This is a genomic window from Candidatus Poribacteria bacterium (assembly GCA_026702755.1).
Taxonomy (GTDB): Bacteria; Poribacteria; WGA-4E; order WGA-4E; family WGA-3G; genus WGA-3G.
This window is the reverse complement of sequence record JAPPBX010000023.1, coordinates 68,511-74,744: the sequence shown is the minus strand read 5'-3', so window position 1 is coordinate 74,744 and position 6,234 is coordinate 68,511. Positions and strand designations below refer to the sequence as shown.

Annotated in this window: 7 protein-coding genes; all 7 read right to left on the bottom strand. The window is 47.4% G+C overall.

Features of this window, described 5'->3' with window-relative positions; all coding sequences use genetic code 11:
• Positions 1-844: hypothetical protein (locus tag OXH39_04640; protein MCY3549725.1), on the bottom strand; the 844-nt coding region annotated here is incomplete at its 3' end.
• Positions 845-954: 110 nt separating this feature from the next.
• Positions 955-1,269 (bottom strand): Rieske (2Fe-2S) protein, encoded by a 315-nt coding sequence (locus OXH39_04635; protein MCY3549724.1) that lies wholly within the window; start codon positions 1,267-1,269, stop codon positions 955-957.
• Between the two features lie 4 nt (positions 1,270-1,273).
• A complete protein-coding gene (locus OXH39_04630) occupies positions 1,274-2,878 on the bottom strand; it encodes a carbohydrate ABC transporter permease (GenBank protein ID MCY3549723.1) in 1,605 nt (534 codons plus the stop codon).
• A gap of 91 nt (positions 2,879-2,969) precedes the next feature.
• On the bottom strand, positions 2,970-3,842 hold the full coding sequence (locus OXH39_04625) for a MoxR family ATPase (GenBank protein MCY3549722.1): 873 nt from the start codon (positions 3,840-3,842) through the stop codon (positions 2,970-2,972).
• A 131-nt stretch (positions 3,843-3,973) separates the two neighbouring features.
• Positions 3,974-4,645, bottom strand: a complete 672-nt coding sequence (locus OXH39_04620) for a Uma2 family endonuclease (protein ID MCY3549721.1) — start codon at positions 4,643-4,645, stop codon at positions 3,974-3,976.
• A 32-nt stretch (positions 4,646-4,677) separates the two neighbouring features.
• Positions 4,678-5,283, bottom strand: a complete 606-nt coding sequence (locus OXH39_04615) for a nucleotidyltransferase family protein (GenBank protein MCY3549720.1) — start codon at positions 5,281-5,283, stop codon at positions 4,678-4,680.
• Between the two features lie 3 nt (positions 5,284-5,286).
• Complete coding sequence (gene yccX, locus OXH39_04610; protein MCY3549719.1) at positions 5,287-6,234, bottom strand: acylphosphatase; 948 nt, start codon at positions 6,232-6,234, stop codon at positions 5,287-5,289.

The window sequence follows — 6,234 nt, the reverse complement described above, 5'->3', positions numbered from 1 at the left end:
CACGCATCAAACTCAACAAATTATATCCAGCAATATAAATGTGACAGACTACTAGAGCAGAACCGTCGTTCGGGTTTCTCTCTAGCCGTTTTTCAAAAATTGGTTGGACCTGCTTGAAAACCGCCTCAGCTGCTTCGTTATTCCCTAACGTCTCGTGAACATAGGCAACTATATAAAAAACATACGAGTCAGGTCTCTGGGTCCACTCTCTCTCAAAGATGGCAGGAATTTCACTTAATACTGCCGTCCATCTCTCAATCAGTGGATCGTTGCTTTCAATCTGCTTATAAACCAAACTCGGCGTCGTCAGATTTTCATCACTACCATAAAGCCTGATCACCCACCTATATGGAATCGGATAGGTGGTTCCACGGAGTCGCTCAAAAAGCCTTTCAAGCGAAACGAGAGCCTTTTCGTTCATCTGATCTCCAAGCCGTGTGCACGTTGCATACGCAAAGAAACAAATCTCAATATCATTAGACACCAACATCATCGCTTTTTCTACAAGGGGATACTTTTCAATCGGCTTTTGAGCATTTATATCGCAAAACGTTTCAATTGTCAGAAACTTCGCCGCTGCACCGTTGATAGGATCTGCCTCCAGAGCACTCTCGGTATGAGATCTGAGTTCGTGCCGCATCTCTTTCGGAAAACGGTGAACGTAATTCGGTAAATCGGGAGGAAGTGATGTTAGCCCGTCAGAAACGCCGGCATCGATTTTCGCTTTGAAGTAAGTGATTAACTCCTCTTGAACTGTCAGTTCAATCTCCCAATGCGGTTCCGAGAGTCCACGTCTCTCAAGCGTCTTGAGGAAGGCATCCCAAACATCTACGGAATTTTTCATCAAAAATTTATCCAACGTCCTTTCCACCTCACAAAACGCCCAATTCAGACCAGTTGCCATTAAACAAAACACAAGAATTATTAAAAAAATGAAACGTCCACTTATCTGCTTCATCGTTGTTTTACCTCGACTTTGATCTCCTCATCCTCAACGACCACAGGATACGTCCTGATGCGGAGGCGCGGATCAGTTTGACATTCACCAGTTTCTGTATTGTATGCGTAGCCGTGAACGGGACACACAACAATGCCGTTTCGGATCCTACCTCTGCCGAGGGAACCCATAGCATGCGGACAGGTATTGTCCACAGCGCAGAACTCACCATCTTCATTGAGGATAGCGATCCGCCTTCCATTGACGGTAAAAGCCTTTCCGCGACCTTCTCGTATTGCTGACGTTTTTGTGACCGTTGTGTAATCTGACATGTCTTTACTCCTTGACGCCTCCTAAAGTAATCCCCTGCACAAATTCACGTTGCATCGCTAAAAATAGAATAACAATCGGCATGAGCGATAGCAGCGTTCCCGCCATCAACATACCGTAATCTTGCCGATAGATACCCACAAGATTCGCTAAACCGATTGGTAGTGTGTATTTCACCTCATCCCGTAAAATGATGAGGGGCCAGAGATACCCATTCCATGAACCCAAAAAGGAATAGATTGTTAACGCACCCAGCGCGGGTTTAATAATAGGCAGGATAATTCTATAATAGATACCGAACTCCGAACAACCGTCGATACGCGCTGCATCCAGCAGCTCTGACGGGATCGTTACAATGAATTGGCGCATCAGAAACACGCCAAAAGCGCCGACAGAAAACGGGATGATAATCGCCTTGTAACTGTTGAGCCAACCGATGTCATACATCAACCCAAACAATGGAACCAGCAACACCTGAAAAGGCACCATCATGGAAGCGAGGAGGATACCGAACAGGATTTTTTGCCCGCGGAACCGATATTTGGCAAAGGCATAACCACCGAGCGAACAGAAAAACAGCGTGAGCAGCGTTGACGCAGTGGCGATGAAAACGCTGTTGACAAAATAACGACCATACGGCACCGTCTTCCACAGATTCCGATAGTTTGAGGTAAATTTATCCCACACAATCGACAGGTAAGCCGGTTGATGAAGCGAGAGTTGTAGGAACAATTGGTTATCCGCATTCACTTCCATAGTGGATTGAACTGTGCGGTTCGTCTCTACCTGTTGCATCGTGATGTGTGATGACTCTAACTCACCGGGGATGCCGTGGAGTCGCCACACCACATCCTTCCATAACGCGCTCTCTAAAACGAAAGGACGTGTCGGTTGATACGTCGTCCCGTTGCCGACAGATACGGCTAAAGAGAGACGGTGATACGAAGCATCTCCACGTACAGGCAGCGTTACACGTCGTATCCGATCAATCGGAATAGGTGAAGCAACCGTAGCCGTCATGTAGGTGGTGTTATTGTCTTGGAAATCGTAGGATAAACTCGCAGCCGTCTGGGCATCGTCTGATGGACGAATACGCGTGCCTACTTTTGCTTCCCAGTCCATAACCTCAATCGGCGTGCGATTGAAATCAAGGTCCTCTATTTGGAGTGTCCCAACCGCGACTTCACGATATACAGAACTCCAGATCGTGTCAACCGCTTCGGGGATAATCGCTTCCTGCACCACCATAACGATGGATGCCGTTGTGCCGTTCCAGACCTCATCTGGTAAACTTGCGACCAATTGTTGCCACAACCCCTCTGTTATTTCGGTCTGCAATTCTTCAGATGGCACGTAATTGGAAAGCTGCGTATTTGCTGCGATGTGTGTCTGCGTTTCCGTCCAAATCACTTGTGTAAGTTCGGGTTGCAACGTTTCCCACACCGTCTCATCTACTGCCATCGGTTTTTCAATCTTGGGATACGCATTTTCGACGATATAAGGCGACGATGCAACACGTGGCGGAAAACTCGGAAACCATTGAATTGGGACAGCGAAGATTTCGCTGGCAGTTTTAAAAGAGGAGGTCAATAGCCACAGTAGAGGTACCATTGTGCAAAAAGCTGCACCTACCAAAAGAAGATAACCGACTCCTCTGAAAATTTTTATTTCAACTTGTCGTGTTTTTTTAGTCTGGTTCATCCTATAGTCCCAATTCAGACAAGTCCACTGTGCGGGCACGTTGGACATCATCCTGATATTTGAAGACACAGCCAAGCGTTTCAGCAACGATATCCGCATCCAATTGCGCCTTACCGAGTGCGACGAGGGCAAGCCCCCAATCCAAGGTTTCCGCAACCCCCGGTTTCTTATAGTAATCCCCCTGTCGCCACAGCTGCATCATCTGACAGAGCTGCATCGCAAGGTGTTCCTCAATCTGCGGCAGCTTCGCCTGAACGATTGCCAACTCTTTCTCTACGGTCGGATAATCGATCCACTGATAGAGACAACGCCGTTTGAGTGCCTCATGCACCTCGCGCGTCCGGTTTGAGGTAAGCACAACGTAGGGAATATGTTTCGCTTGAATCGTACCGATTTCGGGGATCGTAATTTGGAAATCGGACAAAATCTCCAGCAGAAACGCCTCAAATTCGCTATCACTTCGGTCTACCTCGTCGATGAGTAAGACGGGTGGGACATCGCCGTCGCTCTGGATCGCCTCCATCAGCGGACGTTTCAGCAGGAATGCTTCGCTAAACAGGTCGGTGCCGATGCTTTCTTTGTCGCGTCCGCGTGCTTCGTCAATACGGAGTTGCAAAATTTGCCGTGTATAGTTCCATTCATAGAGTGCGCTGTTTGCATCCAAGCCTTCATAACACTGCAGTCGAATGAGTTTCGCACCTGTTGAATCCGCAAGTACCTTAGCGACTTCAGTCTTACCGACACCGGGTTCGCCTTCAAGAAAAATGGGTTTTTTGAGATGATGCGCGAGATAGAGGGTCGTTGCTAAACCCTTATCCGCGATATACGCATGTTTTTCACACACATTTTGAACGTTTTCGATGGATGTAAACATTTTTTAAATGATTGGCCTCCGCGCTGTCCTCCACTTCGTTTCGGACAGGTTTCCGATCTGTTCCAACCCATTAGGAACCTGTAAGATGAGAAAACCGTCGGACTCCCTGCCCACACTTTGAATTGTCGATATTATTCAAACAGGTTTTCCACGAGACAGGCAAACCCTGGCACGACATCCTCACCTGTCAACGTGGCTGCGTGCGTAAGTATCTCAATATCGCTTTCAGAACGATACACCGTCACCGATTTGGAGACAGGGTCAAGTACCCAAACGAGGCGGGTCCCTGCCTTCAGATAGTCGAACACCTTGCGGACAATACGGTAGTGAACATCTGTCGGAGAAATTACTTCAATCGCCAGGTCAGGAGGGACCGGAAACCCTTTGTCTTCGTCGACATCCAAGCGGGCGGTTGAAACGAATGCAACATCCGGCTTCATTACACGTTCTCCAACCTGGAATGTCGTTTCTGCCGTATACAGTTCCCCCAGCCCATTTTCGTAGACATACGGATCCAAATATCGAATGATGTTGATACTGGTTTTACCATGTCTTCTCGTCGCTGCGGACATCGGTATTAATTCTCCTTTCGCGTATTCATATCCTGGAACATCGTTCTCAAGAAATTCCGCTAACGTCATCGTGGTAGGCACTGACTTAGGAACTGTTGGCGGTGACTTCAGGACTAATTTGCCTTCACTATATTCATATCCTGGAATATCGTTCTCAAGAAATTCCGCCAACGTCATCGTGGTAGGGATTGACTCAGGAATTTCTGGCGTGTTTTTGTGAGACTCTTTCATTTTTTCTCCCTCGTGTGTTTACAAACAACCTTTCAATTTTCCTGCAAAGCGCGTTCATAATCTTCGCGATAATCTATATCCCGAAGTACTCGGTCTGTATCCACTGTGACGTAGTGAATATCGTCGCCATATTTTTTGAAGAGGGTTCGCACGCCACCACTTTCTGTACTTAGTGCAAGAATATCCTGTGCATATTTCTGATTAAAGATAACCGGATGACCACGCTTATAATTATAACTCGGTAGGACAATCCCCTTGTCCGTTTGCACATAGGCATCAATAACCTGACCAATTAACGCGGAGGTAATAAAGGGTTGGTCAACCAACATGAGGGCAAATGCGTCGCTGGCTTTGAGCGCGCGAACACCTGTCTGTGCGGAGGTTAGCATACCTTCTCGATAGTCAGCGTTAAACACCGTTCTGATAGGACGTGTCCCCAACTGCTTTTCAATTTCCGCTGCACAATGCCCAAGGACAACGATAATCTCATCGAACTTGGCACCCAGCATACTGTCCACCACGGTCTCAACGATAGTGCTTTCCCCAAAAGGGAGCAGTTGCTTCGGTTCTCCCATCCGAGTAGAAAGCCCTGCTGCAAGGAGGATCCCCGATATGAAGGCGGGCGGCGTATGCGTCATGATTTAATACCGAATGCCGAAACTCTCATATTCTCCAGTGAACGGACGTTCGTCAATGTCAAGCGAATCAACTCTCGCATAGCGCGGTCCCTTCTTTAACAAAGCGATTAACGTATCCAATTGCGCCTTATCACCCTCTGCGACGACTTCCACAGTGCCGTTTGGTAGATTCTTAGCATAACCGTTGATACCGAGCTGCCTCGCGTTCAGTTGCGTGAAATTGCGGAACCCGACCCCTTGGACCTTCCCAGTAATTATCACAAACAGTTGCATTTTCCGGTTAACCTCAATCGTGAGAGTGACTGGTGTTCCAAGTTTAGGTAGCAAGGCATCGTTCTTTTTATAGATGTTCTCCTCTGACGATTCAGGGAGCGGATTCTGGAAAAGAGCACTTGCATCAAATAGCCTCAAGGCAACAAGATCGTTACTCATAAACGCCTGCGGCATCATTGCGTCCTCATCGTCACTATCAAGGTCAGGCACGACGCGCGAACCGGAATAGATCCAAGCAACATTTTGCATCGGTTTTTGGGTTTTCACGTTGAAGACGAGTTCTTCAGCACGGACCTTTTTCGTTTCACCACCACTCTTCCATTCAGCGTAAATTAGAACCGCAGTGCCCTTTGGTGGTGTTGGTTCATCCTTTTCCTCATCATAGCCGGGCGGTTCACCTACCTGAACATCAAGTTTGCCGAGCGCATCGTAAATTTCCTTTGCTGTCGCATCGACGACAATAATGCTTTCATATTCCTTGCCGTTGGGTCCACAAACGAGATACTCAACAGCTCCCTTTAAATGCGAATCGTATTCACCGAGTGCTTCGGAAATTTTACCCTTTAAAACAAGTTTCTTCTCTTTTTCCACGATTTGAAGATGCCCATCTGCCCACGCAATACTCGACAACGCAATAAGACATACACCGATATAGACGATTATTTTTACCTTCTGCAT